Consider the following 17,785-nt stretch of genomic DNA (forward strand, 5'->3'; position numbering starts at 1 on the left):
AACAGGTGTCCACCATCTCCCCGGTCTAAACACTTGGCCCGGCCACCCACGACTTGGGAGGGCCCCGGCAAAGTCGTGGATCCCCGGGCCAAGCCCGGGGATGACGGCTGGGGGGATGTGAACTGGACACGATTGCAACAGCGCTGATCGCCGGCCCGCCGGAAGCGAAACACCCCTCCGCACACCAACAGGAAATCGCCATGTCCACCGCTGACCGCTTCGCCCGCCTGCGTGCCCTCATGTCCGAGACGGGCACCGATCTCGTGGCGCTCGGGCCGACGTCGCACATGGCGTACCTGACCGGCGTGTCGCCGCACGGCGACGAGCGGCCGGTGATGCTGCTGTTCGGCCGCGACCAGGCCTGCTTCCTGATGCCGGCACTGAATGTCGACAGCGTGCGCGCCAAGACCGACCTGCCGTTCTTCCCCTGGGCGGATGCCGAAGGCCCGCACGACGCGCTCCGGCAGGCGCTGGCGGCCGTGCTCGCCGGCAAGGCCGCGCCGTCGGTCGTGGTCGACGAGACCATGCGGGCCGACTTCGCGCTCCTCCTGCTCGATGCGCTGCCCGGCGCGACGCGGCGCTTCACCGACGACACGGTGGGCGCGCTGCGGGCGGTGAAGGACGAGACGGAATACGGGATCCTCAAGGCGAACGCGCTCCTCAACGACCGCGCCATGGAGGCGGCCTACGCCGCCCTGAAGCCCGGCGTGACGGAGCTCGAGATCGCGCGCCTGGTCGAGGGCTTCTACGAGGCCCACGGCGCCACCACGCAGTTCCGCAGCGTCTGTTTCGGGGAGAACGGCGCCTTCCCGCACCACCACACCGGCGGTCGCGTGCTGAAAGCCGGCGAGCCCGTGCTCATCGACATCGGCGGGCGCATGGACGGCTATCCGAGCGACATGACCCGCGTCGCCTATTGCGGCCATCCCGATCCGCGCTTCATGGCGATCGTCGGGGTCGTCGAGGAGGCCGTGCAGGCGGGCCTCGCGGCGGCCAAGCCGGGCGTCACGGCGCGCAGTGTCGACGAGGCGGCGCGCAACGTGATCACCAAGGCCGGCTACGGCCCGCGCTTCGTGCACCGCACCGGCCATGGGCTCGGCATCGACATCCACGAGCCGCCCTACATCACCGCGACGGCGGACACGATCCTGCAGGAAGGGCACGTCTTCTCGATCGAGCCGGGGATCTACCTGCCGGGCGAGTTCGGCGTCCGGCTGGAGGAGATCGTGATCCTGCGCGCCGGCGGCGCGGAGGTGCTGTCGGGGCTCACGCGGAAGCCATACATCGCGGGGTGAGATCGACCCCGCGCGGAAAGGTTCTGCGTCCTTCGACACGGCCGCTCCGCGGCCTGCTCAGGATGAGGACGTGGGAGGTCATCAACACCCACCAAGCTCCTCATCCTGAGAGGATGTGAATCTATCCCCGCCCCCATCTCCCTCATCCTGAGCCGGCCGCAAAGCGGCCGAGTAGAAGGACGCAGCATGCCCGCAGCGGCATTTTTGTGCGTCCTTCGACTCACGGCCCTGCGGGCCGTGGCTCAGGATGAGGGGCTTGGGGGCAGTTAAGAGAAAGATTCACAAGCTCTGAGCAACCGCCGCAGGCGGCGTGTCGAAGGACGCAGCGTCAGCGTGCGCGCACGTGCCTCAGCCGCGCGTCGTGGTCTTCACGTCCACGCTCGCCTTGATGGCGTTCGAGTACGGGCAGATGGTGTGGGTCGTGTCGACCAGCGTGCGCGCCTCGGCCTCGGGCAGGCCGGGCAGGTAGACGTCGAGCGCGGCGGTGATGCCGAAGCCACCTTCCGAGCGCGGACCGATGCCGATGGTGGCCGACACGGTCGAGCCTTCCGGCAGCTTGATCTTGGTCTGGGCCGAGGCCACGCGCATGGCGCCGAGGAAGCAGGCGGAGTAGCCGAGCGCAAAGAGCTTCTCGGGGTTGGCGCCATTGCCGCCGGGGCCGCCGAGTTCCTTGGGCACGACGAGATCGAGGGTCATCGTCCCGTCGGCGAGCGCCGTACGGCCGTCGCGGCCGCCGCCGCTTGCGGTTGCAGAGGTGGTGTACTTGGCATCGACCGGCATCGGGGGCTCCTCTTGGATTGTCCGGTTGCGGAAATTCATTTGTATCGCTCGCCGTTATATCGCGTGCGATCCAATGGCGATGTTTCTAGCGCCGCGACCCGGCGGATGTCAACGCTTGCGATAGGATCGCGCACGATCTATTTTCCCTCCATGAGCACCCGCAACGCCAAGTCCCCGGTGAAGACCAAGCCCGCTGCGCAGGCCAAGTCTCCTGCACAGGCCAAGTCCCCTGCACAGGCCAAGTCCCCTGCACGGGCCAAGTCCCCTGCGAGGGCGAAGCCCGCCGCGAGGGCCTCGCCGCCCGATCTCGACGATCTGCTGTGCTTCGCGATCTATTCGACGGGCTTCGCCTTCAACCGCGTCTATCGCGAACCGTTGCAGCGGCTGGGTCTCACCTATCCGCAATATCTCGTGATGATGTGCCTGTGGGCGCAGGACGACGTGACCGTGGGTCGCATCGGCGAGCGGCTCGGCCTCGACACCAACACGCTCACCCCGCTCCTCAAGCGGCTCGAGGCGCTTGGCTTCATCACGCGCCGGCGCTCGGTCGAGGACGAACGGCGCGTGATGGTCGCCCTGACGCACAAGGGAGAGGCCCTGCGCGGCGAGGCCGCAGACGTGGTCCGGTGCATCGCGGATGCGGTCGATCTGCCGCGCGCCGAGATCGCCCGGCTGACGCGCGACGTGCGCTCCCTGCGGGAGAGCCTCGAGCGCGCGATCGAGGCGTAGGCTCCCGGGCCGTTTCCGTCTCGCGCCGGACGCGGCGCACCCGGTCGGGACGGCGGCCGGCCGACGGACCGCGAGGTTGTTCCCGCACAAAGACCGCGGAGGTTCCGCCCGGCACACTGAGGGCCTTGCTGCCCGTCCCGAGGCAGCGCGCGCCAACCGGAGATCCCTCATGTGTGCTTGCGGCCAGGTGACTGAAACCATCATCGACGTGCGCCAGATCGCGCCGCGGATGCGCCACCCCATCGTGTTCGGCACCTTCGACATGCTGCAGCCGGGCGAGGCGTTCATGCTGGTCAACGACCACGATCCGGTGCCGCTGCACTATCAGTTCAGCGAGTATTTCGCGGACCGCTTCGACTGGGACTACGAGGAACAGGGCCCCAAGGTGTGGCGTGTGCGGATCTCGCGGAGGCCGGGATGAACGAACGGCCCGTCGCGACCGCCACGGTGCTGGGCCGCGTCGAGGCCGTGCTGCGGACCGTCGACCTCGACTGCACGTGTCGGGCCCGTCTCGACGACGCCCTCGCCCGCTTCGCGACCCTCGAGGCGCGGCGCCAGGCTCGCCGCGACCTGTCCGAGGCGCGCCACCAGCGCGATCTGATCGCCGGCCTCGTCGCCCTGCTGGCGGATCTCGACGAGGTCGCGACCGACGAGCCGGACGCGAGCGTCTTCGACGAGCTGGCCCATCTGTTCGAGGATGTCGCAAACGCGGCGCGGGACGGCGCAGCGGCGCTTCGCGGCCTCGGCAGGCGCTGACGGTTCCGGTCGCCTAGGCATGCTCGCGACCCCTTCGACCATCTGCTCGTGGCACAGGCCCTGTCCGAAGGACTGACCTTCGTTTCGGACAACGCGTTTGCCGGCCGCTATGGCGTCCCGATCCTGAGGTGCTCCGCGTAGACCCCGAAGGTCGCGCCGATCACACTTTCTCCAGAAAAACCTTCGCCGCCTCGCCGTGCTCGCGGCGCAGGCGCTGCAGGTCGACGCCCAGCGGACGTCCGTCCACGACGCGCCACGAGCCCTTGACCATCACGCGATCCGCCGCGTGGGCGCCGCAGAGCACGAGGGCCGCCAGCGGGTCGCCGGCACCGGAGAAGCGCAGCTCGTCGAGCGTGTAGAGGGCGAGGTCGGCCTGTCTTCCGACGGCGATCGTGCCGATGTCGTCGCGGCCCAGGCAGCGGGCGGAGCCTTCCGTGGCCCAGCGCAGGGCGTCGAGATGGGTCACGGCGGCCGAACCGTAGCGCAGTCGGTTCAGCATGAGGGCGTGGCGAACGCCCTCCATCAGGTTCGAGCTGTCGTTGGAGGCCGAGCCATCCACGCCGAGCCCGACGGGAGACCCGGCGGCCTCCAGGTCGCGGGTGCGGCACTGGCCCGACGCAAGCACCATGTTCGAGGTGGGGCAGTGGCAAACCCCCACGCCGGCCCGGCCGAGGCGCGTGATCTCGTCGTCGTTGAAATGGACGCCGTGGGCAAGCCAAACGCGGTCGTTCATCCAGCCCACGTCCTCCAGATAGTCGACGGGCCGACACTGGAAGCGCTCCCGGCAGTAGTCGATCTCGTCGCGCGTCTCGGCGAGGTGCGTGTGCAACTGGCAGCCGTGGCGCAGGGCCAGACCGACCGTCTCCATCATGAGACGCTTCGACACGACGAAGGGCGCGGACGGGGCCAGCGCCACCCGGGTCATCGCGCCGTCGGACGTGTCGTGATAGCGCCCGATGATGCGCTCGCAATCGGCCAGGATCGTGTCGGCATCCTGCGTGCCGCGCTCCGGCGCGAGCCCGCCTTCCTCGATCGTCAGGTTGAGGGAGCCGCGCGTGAGCGTGACGCGCATGCCGAGCGCCGCCGCCTCCTCGGCCTGGATGTCCATCGCGTCGTCGAGCCCCGGCGGAAACAGGTAGTGGTGGTCGGAGACGCAGGTGCAGCCCGACATCAGGAGCTCGGTCAGCGCGAGCCGGGTGGCGAGGCGGAAATTGTCGGCGTTCACGTGCCGCGACCACAGGGGCAGCATCGCGTCGATCCAGGGGAAGAGCTCCTTGTTGATCCCGGCCGGGTGGGCGCGGGTCAGTGTCTGGAACATGTGGTGGTGCGTGTTGACGAGGCCCGGGATGACGACATGCCGTGACGCGTCGAACACGGCATCGACCGGGGACGGCGGGGCGGCGCCGGCAAGCAGGAGTTCGGCGATCCGGCCATCCTCGACGACGAGGCCGCCGGCGGCGTTCTCCGCCAGGATCGCCAGGGGGGCCTTGATCCACTCACGCATCGGCTTTTCTCCCGCTTCAATCCGCCATCCGGTTGTAGCGGTAGCTCTTCACGCCGGCCTCCACCGTGCGCTCGCGGTGGAAGGCCTCCAGCGCGGGCATCATGAGGTCCACCATCGCCTCGGCCTCCGTCTCGGCGGCCGACGGCGGCTGCGACAGGCGGGCCTTGATCTCCGCGAGCACGGCGTCACGGTCGATGGTGATGACCTTGCCGCCGTCGACGACGAGCCGACCGCCGACGAAGACCTGGTCGATGGCGTGACGTCCTCCGCGATGAAGGACCGCCTCCTCGGGCGGCGTGCGCGGCGAGAGCCAGGGACGGCCGACCTTGTCGCGGTCCATGAGCACGATGTCGGCCTGGCATCCGGGCTCCAGGCGCCCGGTGAAGCCGCCGAAGCCGACGGTGCGCGCGCCATGCTCGGTCGCCATCTGCAGGATCGCGGCCGCGTCGGGGCGATCGGTCCACAGCCCGGTCTCGCGGTGCAGGGCCCAGGCGAGCTTCATCTCCAGCGTCATGTCGCGGTCGTCGGCGAGGTTCGACTGGTCGATCCCCAGCGCGACGGGAATCTTGCGCCGGCGCATCTCGTTGATCGGCGCGATGCCGCTGGCGAGCCGCAGCCCCGAGGACGGGTTGTGGCAGATCGAGCAGCCGCAGGCAGCGAGCCTGTCGAGGTCCTCGCGCGTCGCCCAGTTGCCGTGCCCGAAGGTCATCTCCGGCCCCAGGCAGCCGAGCGCGTCGAGATGGGCGATGGCGCTGCGGCCGAAGCGACGCTCGGCGAAGAGGGCCTGCCGCTCGGTCTCGATGAGATGCATGTGCACGTTCGCCTTCCGGCTGCGTGCCGTCTCGACGATCGTCTGCAGGGCCTCGTCGCTGCACCAGTGCAGGTTCGCCGGCGCGAGGTTGATGCGCACGTGCCCTGGCCGGGCCACCTGCCACCGGTCGCAGAGCGCCCGGAAGAAGTCCATCATGGACGCGATGGGAAGCATGGTCCCCTTCAGCTTGGCGGCGAGCCAGCCCCGAGCCGGTTCCGGCAGCGCCGCCAGCGTTTGCGCGTCGTCCTCGTAGGAGAGGACGTTGCGGTCGCGGATCATGAAGCAGAAGCCGGCCCGCATTCCGATGTCGCCATAGGCCGTGAGCGTCTCGTCGGCCATCGCCATCCACTGATCCGGAGTGCCTGCGAGCCCGCTGTTGATGTTGTGCACCGTGGTGGTGCCGCTCTCCAGCATCTCGATGGCGGAGTAGAGGGTGTCGAGCCGGGTGCCGACGCCACGCATGGCGCGGAAGCGCGGCAGCCAGAGTTCGAGCGGCGCGAAGGGCACGCCCATCATCAGCGGCGTCAGGCCGAAGTGATGGTGGCCGTTGACGAGCCCCGGCATGGCGATCATGCCGCGCGAGCCATGGCGGGGGAGATGATCGTTGCCGTAGGCGACGGCCGGCATCGCGCCGACCTGGACGATCTTGCCCTGCTGGACGCGGATTCCGACGTCGTGGCGCGTCTCCATCCGTCCGTCGGGCCCGACGCCGACGAGCACCGTGCCGGCCTCGATGATGCAGTCTCCCACGGGCAGGGGCGCTGGCGTGCTCACGCGTAGTCTCCGATCAGGCCGAGGCGCCGCGCCACCGCCACGCGGTAGAGCGGATCGCCGTAGACCTTGTCCTCCTCGTGCCCGGAATAGGCGATCGAGATGTCGTGCTCGTCGTAGCTCCGGGCCGCCGCGGCCTGCAGCGCGGGCCAGTCCGGGGCCGGGATGGCGCGCCAGCGCGCGACGGTCGCGGCGTCGGGAAACACCGGAAAGCCGATTTCGGGCACGAGGCCGGCCACGCCCTGCCAGAAGCGCCGCAGCAGCGTGTCGACCGTGTCCTGGTCGACGAAGGGCGCGACGAGACGGATCCAGTGCAGTCCGGTGACGACGTGCAGGGCCGCGAAGTGCTGCGTCGCCGCGAAGAGCACGATCGCGGTGCCAGCCATCCGGCGCATGGTGTCGGGACCGATGGCGAGCCAGTCGACGACGGGTCGAAACTCCGGCGTCTGCCCGCAGTCACGCATGTTCTGCCACAGGAGGTCGTGGAGCTTCAGGCGATGCAGCGGCTCGATGGCGGCCGTGCGGGCGAGGACCTCGGCGGGATCCTGCGTGATCGGCGCGGCGCCGGTGGGTGCGGGGAGCGTGAAGTAGGTCGCGGCCCAGTAGCCGAGCGCGACGGCGACGTCGTCGGCGTCGCGGCGCAGAAGGCCGTAGGCGAGCCGCATCAGCCCGTGGAAGGCGCTGGCCGGCACCCCCGGCGCGAGGTGCGGCACGTAGCGGCGAACGGCGCCGTCGATGCCGAGGCCAGCGACCTCCTGCGCGAAGAAGGCCCGCAGGTCCGGCTCGCGCTCGCGCAGGCCCAGGGCCGTCTGCCAGGTCCGCGCATCGAGCGCCTCGGTGGGATGGCCGAAGGGCAGGAGGTTCTTGGTGTCGCGGTAGTGGACGAAGAAGTCCCGCAGCCGTTCGGGATCGCCGCCGATCCGGTCGAGCGCGGTGATCACCATCGGCGCGTGGTTGGAAAAGGTGCCGGTGAACTCCGACCCCCAGGCGGGCATTTCCGCCATGAGCGTGTCGAGCCCCGCCGTCGTCCGAGTGCCTTCGGTCATGCCTGACTCCCGCGATTGCCGTCCGTCCGGAACGATAGGGTGCCGGACGGCACCCCGTGAAGCTCGCTGCGGAGGCCGTGCAGGATCGATGCCGATCGGAAAACCGGAGCCGCGCGAGACGCTTGGCCGTGCGAAGCGGCCGGCGTTGCCGATCGGGCAGCACGGACAATCCAAAAAGGCTCATCCCCGAGGTGATCGCCGGCGCGGCATCGTGCCGGTGCTTTCGGCAGTGGCGCGCCAAACACTGGGCAACTCGCGCAGCGTTGCCGAACGCGCAACGCCTCGACCTGAAAACTTCACTTGTCGGCTCGTTCGCGGCTGACCTAGCGTTCATGTCGAGGGCGGCGAACAGCCGTGAGCGTGAGCCCAAGACCGCCCGATCGCACACTGTCCTGAAGTGATGGCGCCGGTCCGTCGCGCGAGCATGCGGGCCGCGCGAAGGTGGGCCATGTCCTTTCGCTTTCCCCGTTTCCCGGTCTCCGCCCCCGTGCGCGACACAGGCCCGATGATGACCACGACGATGGCCGCGAGCGACCCGGGTCCGATCGGCCTGAGGGCCGAGGCCGTGGGCATGACCTACAGGCGGGGCCAGCACGAGACGGTGGCGCTCGCCGAGTGCAGCCTCGACATTCCGCGCGGCACCTGGGCGTCCCTGATCGGCGCGTCGGGATGCGGCAAGTCCACGCTGCTGCGCATCTTCGCCGACATCGTGAAGCCCACGGCCGGCGTCGCCACCTTGCACGGGCTCTCCCCGGCGCAGGCCCGCGCCAACCGCACCTTCGCCCTGGTGTCGCAGCAGTCGACGATGCTGCCGTGGCGCAAGATCCTCGGCAACGTGGAGCTCGGCCTGGAAGTGGCCGGCGCGCAACCCGTGGAGCGCCGCAACACCGCGATGCAGATGATCGAGCTCGTCGGCCTCGCCGGGTTCGAGAACGCCTATCCGCACGAGCTCTCCGGCGGCATGCGGCAGCGCGCGGCGATCGCCCGGGCGCTGACGCTGCGCCCGCAGTTCCTGCTCATGGACGAGCCTTTCGGCGCCCTCGACGAGATCACGCGCGAGAAGCTGAACTTCGAGCTGCTGAGGATCCTGCGCGAGACCGGCGCGACCATGCTCCTGGTCACGCACTCGATCAGCGAGGCGATCATCCTGTCCGACCAGGTCGCGGTGATGACGCCACGCCCGGGCCGCATCTCGCACCTGGTGCGCATCGGCTTCGGCCACGACCGCACGGCGGCGATGCGCGACGACCCGCGCTTCACGGCCTGCGAGGCCGAACTGCGCCATGCCCTGCACGGGGGCGCGCCACTGCACTGATCCGCCTTCGCCTCGCGCAGCCCCGCCTTCCCCACGATCTCCCGGAGACCTGACCCATGACCAAGACCCTTCTCGGCGGACTTGCCGGCGCTGCAGCCCTGACGCTGGGCGCCGCCCTGCCCGCGAGCGCGCAGTCGTTGACGGTGGTGCTGTCCTACATCCCCAACGTCGAGAATTTCGGTGCGCTCTACGCCCGCGAGAAGGGCTACTTCAAGGAAGCCGGCCTCGACGTGAAGCTCATCCCCGGCGGCAACGGCATCGACCAGGTGCAGATGGTGTCCTCGGGCATTGCGCAGCTCGGCATGACGGCGGCCGAGTCCGTCGTCGCGGCGGTCGACAAGGGCGCGCCCCTGAAGGTCATCGCCGGCCAGTTCCAGACGGCGCCGACGGCCATGACCTGCCGCAAGGACAGCGGCATCACCTCGCCGAAGCAGGTGGTGGGCCGCAAGCTCGGCGTGAAGCAGGCCGCGCAGGTCTTCGCCACCGCGTTCCTGGGCAAGAACGGCGTGAACATCGCCGACGTGAAGGTCACGCCCATCGGCAACAGCGACATCTCCAACATCATCGCCGGCACGGTCGAGTGCATGATCACGACCTTCGCCTTCAACGAGCCGCGGCTCATTGAGCAGGCGGGCGTGCCGGTGAACGTCCTGCCGCTCGGCTCCTTCGGCATGAACTCGCAGTCCGGCTCGTGGATCGTGCGCAACGACTTCCTGGAGAAGCCCGAGAACAAGAAGATCCTGGCCGCCTACATGAAGGCGGAGGCCAAGGCCTGGACCGAGTATTTCAAGGACCCGGCGGCCGCCGCGAAGTTCATCGTCGACGGCAAGTTCAACGACGGCCTCAACATCGACCAGCAGACGTTCCAGGCCGTGCAGCAGGCCAACTACATGAAGTCGCCGCTCACCGCCGAGAAGGGCATCCTCTGGGTCGACCCCAAGACCTGGGAGGAGACCACCGCGAACGCGCTGGAGGCCAAGACCGCATCGAAGAAGATCGATCCCGCCGCCATCACCACGACCGAGATCCTGGAAATGGCCGGCGTGCCGAAGATCTGAAGCCTGCGCGACGGGCGGCTCGCGCGAGCCGCCCACGGAGGGCGATCCATGACAGACATCCCCCTGGTCCCTGCGATGGCCGCCGCCGGCCCGGACGAGCCTTCACGGATCGGCGCGCTCCTCGGCGCCGTGCTGCCGCCCGCCGCCTGCCTCCTCGGCCTGGTGCTGCTGTGGGCGGTGGGTTCGGCCACCGGCCTGATCCCCTTCTACTTCCTGCCGGCGCCCCAGGCGGTCGCCCTGGAATTCGTGAACAACACCGAGGTGCTGGTGCGCCACGGCACCGCGACGCTGACCGAGGCCCTGTCGGGCTTCGTCATCGGCAACGCGACCGCCGTCGTGGCGGCCGCCGTGCTCTCGTCGGTGCCGGCGCTGCGGGACATGTTCTATCCCTACGCGCTGGTGAGCCGTGCCATCCCGATCATCGTGTTCGCGCCGGTCGTCGTCGTCCTGCTCGGGCGTGGCTATCCTCCGATCATCGCCATCGTGTCCTTCACGGTGTACTTCCCGACCTTCCTGAACATGATGAGAGGGCTCGCCGCCGTCGATGCCGACCTCGACGAGCTGCTGCACACGTTCTCCGCCAGCCGCCGACAGCGCCTCTTCCTGGTCTCCTTCCCCACCGCGGTGCCCTATTTCTTCGCGGCGCTGAAGATCAGCGCGTCGTCCTGCTTCATCTCGGCGCTCGTGACGGAATGGATCGGGGCCAATGTGGGCCTGGGCTACCTCGTGGTAGTCTCCTCGCAGTACTTCAAGCTCGCCAGCCTGTGGGCCGCGATCTTCACCTCGGCCGGCCTCACCCTCTCGCTGCTGGGCCTCGTGCACGTCGCCGAGCACCTGTGCGGACGCTTCACCGCGACGGCCGCGGAGATGGACGCATGAGCGCCGTGGACGCATCGGTGCTCATCCCCGCCACCGCAGCGGCGACTCCCGCGCCCGTGGCCGACGAGGGGCCCACCCGGTGGGAGCGCGCCCGCAAGGTCGTGCTGCCCGCCCTGCTGCTCGTCGCAGGCCTCGCCCTGTGGCAGTACGTCACCGCGACCGGCAAGATCGACGCCCTCATCCTGGCTTCGCCCGCGGCCATCGTTTCGGCCTTCTCCACCTCGGGGGGCGAGATCCTCGCCAACATGCTGGTGACGCTGGGCGAGGCGCTGGCCGGCTTTGCCATCGGCAACACGCTCGGCCTGCTGATCGCCATCGCCTTCGTGCATTCCGACCTCACGCGCCGCACCATCTATCCGCTCGCCATCGCCGCCGAGGCGGTGCCGATCGTGGCCATCATACCCGTGCTCATCCTGTGGCTCGGAAACGGGATGGCGCCGAAGATCTTCATCGCCGTGTTCCTGACCTTCTTCCCCATGCTGGTGAACGCCTATCGCGGCCTGCGCAGCGCCGACACCGACGTGAAGGAGCTGCTCTACACGCTCTCCGCGTCGCCCCGGCAGGTGTTGTTCATGGTGCGCCTGCCCGCATCCGTGCCGTTCCTGTTCAACGCCCTCAAGCTCACCGCCTGCACCTGCGTGGTGTCCTCGATCGTGGCGGAATGGCTCGCCTCGTCGGAAGGGCTGGGCTTCCTCATCACGCTCTACGGGGCCCGCTACCAGATCCCCGAGGTCTGGGCGACGGCCCTGACCTGCACGGCCATGAGCCTGTGCGTCTTCGGCGCCGTCGTCGTCGCCGAGCGCCTCGCCATGCCGTGGCGCCGCACGGCTTCCACCTGATCCCCTGGACCTGGAGAGGACACCATGCCCACCAAACCACCACCGATGGGGCTGATGGACCAGGGCTGGGCCGCCAGCGAGGTCAGCGACGCCGACCTCTACGAGCAGGTGCTCTCGACCATCCGCCTCGCCGACGAGCTGGGCTTCGACACGGCCTGGATCGGTGAGCATCACCACCGGCGCGAGGGCGCCGTGTTCTGGGGTCGCCTCGCGGCGACCGAGATGGTGCTCGCCTACGCCGCCGCGCAGACGCGGCGGATCCGGCTCGGGACGGGCGTGCGCGTGCTGGCGACCACCTCCGCGATGCGGACGGCGGAGGAGATGAACACCCTGGCGGTCCTGTCGGGAGGCCGGGTGGATTTCGGGGTGGGGCTCGGTTCGAACCAGCCCGGCGCCCTGCAGGGCGCGGCCAAGGCGGCACACTTCCGCGGCCTGCTCGACGATCTCCTGAACGCGCTGACGGACAGCCCGGCCACCGGCTTGCCGCCCATCGTCCCCACATCGCCGGTCGACATCGTCTCGCGCCTCTTCGTCGCCTGCCGCGACGACGCCACGATCGAGCACATCGCGGCGCGCGGCCTGAATTTCGTCATGGGCCAGGCCGAACTGCCCAGCGTTCAGGCAGGCTACGTGCAGCGCTACAGGGCGGCCGGCGGCCTGGGCCAGGCCAGGGGCGTGCGCCTGGTGTTCATCGCGCCCACGCACGAGGAGGCGCTGGCCAAGAGCCGCCGGGCGGCGGACATCTACTGGGGCCAGATGAGCAAGGGGCCCTATTTCCGCGAGGCCCTGGCCAAAGGCATCGTGTCGGAGACACCGTCGAGCGAAGAGGAGCGGCTGCGCTGGATCAACGTCGTCGCCGGCTCCCCCGACGAGGTCACCGCGGCCTTGAACGACTACCTGGCCGAGACCGGCGTGGACCGGCTCGACGTGATGATGCGCATCGCCGGCATGGATCTTGAAGACGTGCATGTCGGGATGCGGCTGATGCGCGAGGAGGTGGTACCCCGCCTCGTCTACCGGCCGCTGCCCGGCGCTCTTGCGGAACGGCCGGCCGCCTGACGCCTCCCCCTGCCGGCCCAGGCCGTCACGCCATGCCCAACAGCTTCGTCCACGTCCACCTGGTGGCGTTGCGCTACTTCGCCGAGACGGTGCGGACGCGCTCGATGCGGGCGGCGGCCGAGCTCATGAACGTGGCTCCCTCGGCGGTGAACCGCCAGATCCTGAAGCTGGAGGACCAGCTGCAGTGCAAGCTGTTCCACCGCAATGCGGACGGCGTGCGGCTGACGGCCGCCGGCGAGGTCCTCTACCACTACACGCTGCGCCTCGAGCACGACCTCGAGCGCACCATCGCCACCATCGACGACCTGCGCGGCCTGCGCCGCGGCCACATCCGGATCTCCTGCGAGGACGGGATAGGCCGCGACTTCGTGGCGCCTCTGCTGGCGCGCTTCCACGAGCGCTATCCCCGCGTCACCTATTACGTGGAGGTCTGCTCCGCCCTCGAGGTGCTGGAGCAGGTGGCCCAGGGGCTGACCGACATCGGCCTCGCCATGTCGCCGCCGACGCGCTCGGACGTGTTCATCACGGCGTCCGAGGAGATCCCGCTCGGCGTCATCTCGCCGCCGGGCAGCGCGCTGTCGGAAAAGCCGGTGGTGTCGATGCGCGACCTGTTCGAGGAGCAGCTCGTGCAGGCCAAGGAGGGGACCGGGGGCGGCGTGGGCCTGTCGAACCGGCTGGCGAGCGGCCTGACCCAGCAGGGCGTGGTGGAGACGAACGCACCGGACCTGATCACGGCGCTGGTGCAGAACGGGCTCGGGACGGGCTTCCGGACCGCGGTCGGGATCCTCCAGGACATCGAGCTCGGCCGCATCGCCTTCACGCCGCTGGAGGACAAGCGCGCCAAGTCGCCGCACCTGTGCGTCTACACGCAGCCCGGCCGCAATCTGCCGAACGCGGGAGCCGTGCTGCTGGAACTCATCCGCGAGACCCTGCCCGTGTTCCGCGACCGTGTCGTGGGCGCGAGCGGCCATGACCCGACCGCCGCCCCAACAAGGGCGCAGGCCGGCTGAGCGTTGCCTCACAGGCAACGCGCCGGTGCCATCTCGCCGCTACCCGCCCGCCGCTCGGATCCGCGAGCATCAGGCTCGGATCACCAGTTCTTGCCCCGGAGATCGCCTTGAACGCCCTCGTGATGCCCTCAGTCGCCCAACGCCTCGCCGCCCTCGCCGACCAGGCCCGGGCCGAGATGGCGATGCTGTCCTTCGCGACCAAGCCATGGGTCCTGCCCAAGACCGTCGACGGGCAACCCGTGCGCGACGTGGTCATCATCGGCGCGGGACAGAACGGTCTCGTGGCGGCGCACGCGCTCAAGCGGCGCGGCGTCACGAACGTGCTGCTGCTCGACCGCAATCCGAAGGGTTTCGAAGGCGTGTGGGAAACCTATGCCCGCAACTACGAGATCCGCTCCCCCAAGGACATCACCGGCGCCGATCTCGGCTATCCGAGCCTGTCCATCGAGAGCTTCTTCAAGGCCAAGCACGGCGCCGTCGCCTGGGACCGCATCGAGCGCGTGCCGCGGACCGACTGGATGCACTACCTGCGCTGGTATCGCGAGATCGCCGATCTCGAGATCGAGAACGAGGTCGGGGTCTCCGACATCGATTTCGATGCGGATGTCGTACGCCTGACGACCGATGACGGCCGCACCATCCTGGCGCGGCAGGTGGTGCTGGCGACCGGCATGGAGGGAGGGGGAGCCTGGAACGTGGCGCCCTTCATCGCGGCGGCCCTGCCCCCGGAGCGCTACAATCACTCGTGCGATCCCTACGATCCCGCCCGCTTCGCCGGTCTCGCCGTCGGCGTGCTGGGCGCGGGGGCCTCGGCCTTCGACGCCACCGTGACGGCACTCGATGCCGGCGCGAAATCCGTCGACATGTTCATGCGCCGCCCGCAACTTCCGATGATCGATGCGGCCCGCGAGGTGGAGACGGCGGGCCAGCTCTTCCACGGCTGCGAGCTGAGCGACGTCACCAAATGGGAGCTTTCGCGCTTCATGGTGGGTCTCAGCCAGTCGCCGGCGGAGCACCACTTCTTCCGCGCTCTGGCCTTTGCCAACTACCGCGCCCATGTCGGCTCGCCCTGGACCCGCGTCGCCATGGAGGGCGACAAGGTGCGCGTCGAGACGCCGAAAGGCGTGTTCCACTTCGACCACGTGATCTCGGCGACGGGCGTCACGGTCGACATGGCGAGCCGCCCGGAACTGGCGCGGCTGGCGCAGAAGGCGCTGCTCTGGCGCCACCGCTTCACGCCGCCCGAGGCCGATCCGCCCCAGGCCAAGCTGAATTTCCCCTATCTCGACCGCGAGTACCGGTTCCAGGAGCGCGAGGCCGGCAGCGCGCCCGGCATCGATCGCGTCTACGCCTTCAACGCCCTGGCGACGCTGAGCATGGGCGGCATGTCGGCCGTCTCCATCAGCTGCCACAAGTACGGCGTGCCCCGGCTGGTGAACGGCATCACCGGCCGGCTCTTCCTGGAGCAGGAGGACCGCCTCATCGACCACTTCCAAAACTACCGCACGCCGGGCATCGCGGTGCCGGAGCATGCGCGCGCCATGTTCGGCCTCGCCGACCCGCACGCCCAGGTCGCGGCTGAGTAGCTCACCGATTGGAAGTGCGCCGAGTGGGAGGCCATGGCGACGTTCAGAGCTTGCGCACCCATCGCCCGTCCAGCGTGCGCCTCCCTCTCCGCGCCCTGGCCGGGCTCGTCCCTTCGGGATTCACACATCTCACTCGAGCCCGAAGGAAGGGCGCTCTCCCTCCCCTGCAGGGGAGGGTGGCAGCCGCAAAGCGGCTGACGGGTGGGGACAGCGGCAAAGAAAGAGCGGATATGCCGGGGCCGGCCCTGTCGTCGCGCCAAGTCCTGCGGCACCGCCCCCACCCGTCTCGCGCTTCGCGCGATCCACCCTCCCCTGCAGGGGAGGGAAAACGCGCTCAGCCATCGACAATCACTTGTGTGCATGTCGAAGGGCCGAGGCCGGGCAGGACGGCGGAGGGATGGTCGCGCCGGGGAGTCTTCAGGTGCAAAGCTGCGCTGGGGATTGCTCCACCAGCTCTCAGGTTGACGACTGCCAACTAGACAGCCCGGCCGGCCGGCGGCCAGATTGGCGGCCTGTATCCATCCGCCGACCGCGCCATGACCAGCCTTTCCGAGAGACGCCGCACCGCCAGCACGGCCCACCGGGCCGTGCTGCGGGCATGGCGTCGTGGCCACCCGTTCGTGGCCACCGGGACGAGGGATGCGCGGGCCGCCGCCCGGTCGGCGACACCATCCCCCTGCCCCGAGAAAGGACGCCGCCGGTGAAGGTCGCACTCAGCCCCCTCGAATTCGCCCGCCGGGCGCGGCGCCTCTACCCGGAACGGCTCGCCGTCGTGGATGGCGACCTGCGCCTCACCTACCGCGCCTTCCTGGACCGGTGCGACCGCTGGGCAGCCGCCCTGCAGGGCCTGGGGATCCGGCACGGCGACCGGGTCGCCTACATCGCGCCCAACACCCACGCCCAGCTCGAATCCTTCTACGCGGTGCCCATGACGGGAGCCGTGGTGGTGCCGATCAACTTCCGGCTCACCGCGGACGACTTCGCCTACATCGTCAACCACAGCGGCGCCCGGATCCTGTGCGTGCATTCCGACTATCTCGACGCGGTGGACGCGATCCGCGACCGGATGCCGAAGGTGGAGCGCTTCGTGGCCCTGGAGGGGGCGCGTGACGGATGGCTCGACTACGAGGCCTTGCTCGCCGGCGCCGATGCCACACCCGCTCCGGTCGCGATCGACGAGGACGACCTCCTGTCGATCAACTACACCAGCGGCACGACGGCCAAGCCCAAGGGCGTGATGATCACGCACCGCAACGCCTATCTGAACGTCCTGGGCACGCTGGTGCATTTCCCGATGTCGCCGGCCGATGCCTATCTCTGGACCCTGCCGATGTTCCACGCCAATGGGTGGACCTTCGTGTGGAACGTGACGGCACGCGGCGCGACCCATGTCTGCCTGCGCAAGGTCGAGCCAACGGCGATCTTCCAGCTGATCGGGAGCGAGAAGGTGACCACGCTGTGCGCCGCGCCCACCGTGCTCATCGCCATCGCCAACGCCCCGGAGGAGACCCGCGCACTCGCCAAGGGACAGGTGGTGCGCCTGCTGACCGCCGGTGCACCGCCCGCCGCCGTCACCATCGAGCGCATCGAGACCGGTCTCGGCTGGCAGGTCACGCACGTCTACGGGCTCACCGAGACCTCGCCCCTGATCCTCGTGTGCGAGCAAAGGCCGGAGCACGCCGGCCTGGAGCGGGCCGACCTGAGCACGGTGAAGGCGCGGCAGGGCGTCGAGCTCGTCAGCTCCGGCGAGATCCGCGTTGTCGCGGACGGGGACCAGGACGTGCCCCATGACGGCGCGACGCTGGGCGAGATCGTCGTCCGCGGCAACGTGGTGATGAAGGGCTACTTCAACGACCCGGAGGCCACCGCCCGCGCCATCGTGGACGGGTGGTTCCACACCGGCGACGCCGCCGTCGTCCATCCGGACGGCTTCGTCGAGATCCGCGACCGCTTCAAGGACGTGATCATCAGCGGCGGCGAGAACATTTCGTCCGTGGAGGTGGAAGGCGTGCTGCTGCGCCATCCCGCCATCCAGGAGGTATCGGTGGTGGGCATGCCGCACCCGAAATGGGGCGAGGCGCCGCACGCCTTCGTGGTGCTGCTGCCGGGCGCCTCCACGACGGAGGCGGAGTTGAAGCAGTTCGCGCGGGACAACATGGCCCACTTCAAGACCCCACAGTGGTTCACCTTCGTCGAGGATCTGCCGAAGACGGCCACCGGCAAGATCCAGAAGTACATCCTGCGCGGGCGCGGCGCGGCGATTGCGCGGCAATAGGCGTTCGCGCCACCGTGGAGTAAGGTGAGCGCGATACGCGTTTTTGGGCCGGCCAGTTGGCCGCAGGACTGC

General features: G+C 69.4%; 16 protein-coding genes. 12 read left to right on the top strand and 4 right to left on the bottom strand.

What is annotated here, in order from left to right; translation table 11 throughout:
- Window positions 1-200: 200 nt before the first annotated feature.
- Window positions 201-1,295, top strand: a complete 1,095-nt coding sequence (locus tag Q0Q47_RS21125; protein ID WP_293864324.1) for a Xaa-Pro peptidase family protein — start codon at window positions 201-203, stop codon at window positions 1,293-1,295.
- 348 nt (window positions 1,296-1,643) lie between these two features.
- On the opposite strand, the gene Q0Q47_RS21130 is transcribed toward Q0Q47_RS21125, so the two are convergent.
- A complete protein-coding gene (locus Q0Q47_RS21130) occupies window positions 1,644-2,075 on the bottom strand; it encodes an Ohr family peroxiredoxin (protein ID WP_293864327.1) in 432 nt (143 codons plus the stop codon).
- A 150-nt stretch (window positions 2,076-2,225) separates the two neighbouring features.
- Here Q0Q47_RS21130 and Q0Q47_RS21135 point away from each other — a divergent pair, with 150 nt between their 5' ends.
- From Q0Q47_RS21135 to Q0Q47_RS21145, 3 genes are all read left to right on the top strand, one after another.
- The gene (locus Q0Q47_RS21135; protein ID WP_293864330.1) at window positions 2,226-2,804 is read left to right on the top strand and encodes a MarR family transcriptional regulator; all 579 of its coding nucleotides are present in this window, start codon (window positions 2,226-2,228) and stop codon (window positions 2,802-2,804) included.
- A gap of 169 nt (window positions 2,805-2,973) precedes the next feature.
- Window positions 2,974-3,225, top strand: a complete 252-nt coding sequence (locus Q0Q47_RS21140) for a DUF2249 domain-containing protein (RefSeq protein ID WP_293864333.1) — start codon at window positions 2,974-2,976, stop codon at window positions 3,223-3,225.
- Window positions 3,222-3,560, top strand: a complete 339-nt coding sequence (locus Q0Q47_RS21145; RefSeq protein WP_293864336.1) for a hypothetical protein — start codon at window positions 3,222-3,224, stop codon at window positions 3,558-3,560. The genes Q0Q47_RS21140 and Q0Q47_RS21145 overlap by 4 nt, the downstream gene beginning before the upstream one ends.
- A 160-nt stretch (window positions 3,561-3,720) precedes the next feature.
- Here Q0Q47_RS21145 and Q0Q47_RS21150 read toward each other — a convergent pair whose 3' ends face one another.
- The 3 genes from Q0Q47_RS21150 to Q0Q47_RS21160 are packed head-to-tail and all read right to left on the bottom strand — an operon-like array spanning window position 3,721 to window position 7,692.
- Window positions 3,721-5,064: an 8-oxoguanine deaminase gene (locus Q0Q47_RS21150; RefSeq protein WP_293864339.1), complete on the bottom strand. Its 1,344-nt coding sequence runs from the start codon at window positions 5,062-5,064 to the stop codon at window positions 3,721-3,723.
- A gap of 16 nt (window positions 5,065-5,080) precedes the next feature.
- Window positions 5,081-6,649 carry an amidohydrolase family protein gene (locus Q0Q47_RS21155; protein WP_293864342.1) on the bottom strand — a complete coding sequence of 523 codons (1,569 nt, stop codon included), beginning with the start codon at window positions 6,647-6,649 and terminating at the stop codon, window positions 5,081-5,083.
- Complete coding sequence (locus tag Q0Q47_RS21160) at window positions 6,646-7,692, bottom strand: questin oxidase family protein (protein WP_293864345.1); 1,047 nt, start codon at window positions 7,690-7,692, stop codon at window positions 6,646-6,648. Before Q0Q47_RS21160 ends, Q0Q47_RS21155 begins: the two co-directional genes overlap by 4 nt.
- A 448-nt stretch (window positions 7,693-8,140) precedes the next feature.
- Here Q0Q47_RS21160 and Q0Q47_RS21165 point away from each other — a divergent pair, with 448 nt between their 5' ends.
- From Q0Q47_RS21165 to Q0Q47_RS21200, 8 genes are all read left to right on the top strand, one after another.
- A complete protein-coding gene (locus tag Q0Q47_RS21165) occupies window positions 8,141-9,007 on the top strand; it encodes an ABC transporter ATP-binding protein (protein WP_293864348.1) in 867 nt (288 codons plus the stop codon).
- Between the two features lie 56 nt (window positions 9,008-9,063).
- Window positions 9,064-10,065: an ABC transporter substrate-binding protein gene (locus Q0Q47_RS21170; protein ID WP_293864351.1), complete on the top strand. Its 1,002-nt coding sequence runs from the start codon at window positions 9,064-9,066 to the stop codon at window positions 10,063-10,065.
- 48 nt (window positions 10,066-10,113) lie between these two features.
- The gene (locus Q0Q47_RS21175; RefSeq protein WP_293864354.1) at window positions 10,114-10,944 is read left to right on the top strand and encodes an ABC transporter permease; all 831 of its coding nucleotides are present in this window, start codon (window positions 10,114-10,116) and stop codon (window positions 10,942-10,944) included.
- Entirely contained in the window at window positions 10,941-11,783 is an 843-nt protein-coding gene (locus Q0Q47_RS21180; RefSeq protein ID WP_293864357.1) for an ABC transporter permease, read from the top strand. The genes Q0Q47_RS21175 and Q0Q47_RS21180 overlap by 4 nt, the downstream gene beginning before the upstream one ends.
- 24 nt (window positions 11,784-11,807) lie before the next feature.
- Complete coding sequence (locus Q0Q47_RS21185; RefSeq protein WP_293864360.1) at window positions 11,808-12,842, top strand: LLM class flavin-dependent oxidoreductase; 1,035 nt, start codon at window positions 11,808-11,810, stop codon at window positions 12,840-12,842.
- A gap of 32 nt (window positions 12,843-12,874) precedes the next feature.
- Complete coding sequence (locus tag Q0Q47_RS21190) at window positions 12,875-13,852, top strand: LysR family transcriptional regulator (protein WP_293864363.1); 978 nt, start codon at window positions 12,875-12,877, stop codon at window positions 13,850-13,852.
- A gap of 107 nt (window positions 13,853-13,959) precedes the next feature.
- Entirely contained in the window at window positions 13,960-15,438 is a 1,479-nt protein-coding gene (locus tag Q0Q47_RS21195) for an NAD(P)/FAD-dependent oxidoreductase (RefSeq protein WP_293864366.1), read from the top strand.
- 700 nt (window positions 15,439-16,138) lie between these two features.
- Window positions 16,139-17,713: a long-chain-fatty-acid--CoA ligase gene (locus Q0Q47_RS21200; protein WP_293864369.1), complete on the top strand. Its 1,575-nt coding sequence runs from the start codon at window positions 16,139-16,141 to the stop codon at window positions 17,711-17,713.
- The last annotated feature ends 72 nt before the right edge of the window (window positions 17,714-17,785 follow it).

Origin of the sequence: uncultured Alsobacter sp., assembly GCF_945952055.1 — a bacterium.
Taxonomy (GTDB): Bacteria; Pseudomonadota; Alphaproteobacteria; order Rhizobiales; family Beijerinckiaceae; genus Alsobacter.

Excerpts from the sequence above, each read along its gene's own strand:
- Q0Q47_RS21125 (WP_293864324.1), top strand. The coding sequence starts at position 201 with ATGTCCACCGCTGACCGCTTCGCCCGCCTGCGTGCCCTCATGTCCGAG.
- Q0Q47_RS21130 (WP_293864327.1), bottom strand. The coding sequence starts at position 2,075 with ATGCCGGTCGATGCCAAGTACACCACCTCTGCAACCGCAAGCGGCGGC.
- Q0Q47_RS21135 (WP_293864330.1), top strand. The coding sequence starts at position 2,226 with ATGAGCACCCGCAACGCCAAGTCCCCGGTGAAGACCAAGCCCGCTGCG.
- Q0Q47_RS21140 (WP_293864333.1), top strand. The coding sequence starts at position 2,974 with ATGTGTGCTTGCGGCCAGGTGACTGAAACCATCATCGACGTGCGCCAG.
- Q0Q47_RS21145 (WP_293864336.1), top strand. The coding sequence starts at position 3,222 with ATGAACGAACGGCCCGTCGCGACCGCCACGGTGCTGGGCCGCGTCGAG.
- Q0Q47_RS21150 (WP_293864339.1), bottom strand. The coding sequence starts at position 5,064 with ATGCGTGAGTGGATCAAGGCCCCCCTGGCGATCCTGGCGGAGAACGCC.
- Q0Q47_RS21160 (WP_293864345.1), bottom strand. The coding sequence starts at position 7,692 with ATGACCGAAGGCACTCGGACGACGGCGGGGCTCGACACGCTCATGGCG.
- Q0Q47_RS21165 (WP_293864348.1), top strand. The coding sequence starts at position 8,141 with ATGTCCTTTCGCTTTCCCCGTTTCCCGGTCTCCGCCCCCGTGCGCGAC.
- Q0Q47_RS21170 (WP_293864351.1), top strand. The coding sequence starts at position 9,064 with ATGACCAAGACCCTTCTCGGCGGACTTGCCGGCGCTGCAGCCCTGACG.
- Q0Q47_RS21175 (WP_293864354.1), top strand. The coding sequence starts at position 10,114 with ATGACAGACATCCCCCTGGTCCCTGCGATGGCCGCCGCCGGCCCGGAC.
- Q0Q47_RS21180 (WP_293864357.1), top strand. The coding sequence starts at position 10,941 with ATGAGCGCCGTGGACGCATCGGTGCTCATCCCCGCCACCGCAGCGGCG.
- Q0Q47_RS21185 (WP_293864360.1), top strand. The coding sequence starts at position 11,808 with ATGCCCACCAAACCACCACCGATGGGGCTGATGGACCAGGGCTGGGCC.
- Q0Q47_RS21190 (WP_293864363.1), top strand. The coding sequence starts at position 12,875 with ATGCCCAACAGCTTCGTCCACGTCCACCTGGTGGCGTTGCGCTACTTC.